Source organism: Paenibacillus sinensis, from assembly GCF_019904155.1.
In the GTDB taxonomy this organism is placed as follows: domain Bacteria; phylum Bacillota; class Bacilli; order Paenibacillales; family Paenibacillaceae; genus Paenibacillus_AQ; species Paenibacillus_AQ sinensis.
The window spans coordinates 1-430 of record NZ_JAHCMB010000152.1 but is presented as its reverse complement, the minus strand read 5'-3'; the positions used below and the strand labels follow the sequence as shown (position 1 = coordinate 430).

At 39.1% G+C, this 430-nt stretch carries 1 protein-coding gene; it reads left to right on the top strand.

Going from position 1 to position 430, the window contains the following annotated elements:
* Nucleotides 1-39 precede the first annotated feature (39 nt).
* Nucleotides 40-430: DEAD/DEAH box helicase family protein (locus tag KIH86_RS17600; RefSeq protein ID WP_223110579.1), on the top strand; the 391-nt coding region annotated here is incomplete at its 3' end.

Genomic DNA, 430 nt, shown 5'->3' with positions numbered 1-430 from the left:
TATGCGAGTTATCTAGTAATAGTAAGGGAGAATAGTAGAATGAGCCATTTCTCAGACACCTATAATGATTTACGTTATCCTATTTCTACTGAAGGAACACTTGGACTGAGGAATGCTCAATTAGGTGCAATTCATGCTATTGCTTCATTTAATACATTACAGAAGAAAATCGCAGGTATAGTTGTGATGCCCACTGGGTCGGGGAAGACCGCCGTTTTAATGATGACACCATATATCACGAACAGCTTGAAAGTTTTGATTATTACTCCAAGCGTCATGGTTCGTGGACAAATTTTTAAGGACTTCACAGAACTTAAAACGTTAAAAAGGGCATCAGTTTTTGCAGATGAAATCACACCTCCGCTGGTTTATGAGCTGAAGAATAAATATTCTGATACCCTTCAATCTGCCGTTGCTGCTGCTGACGTTA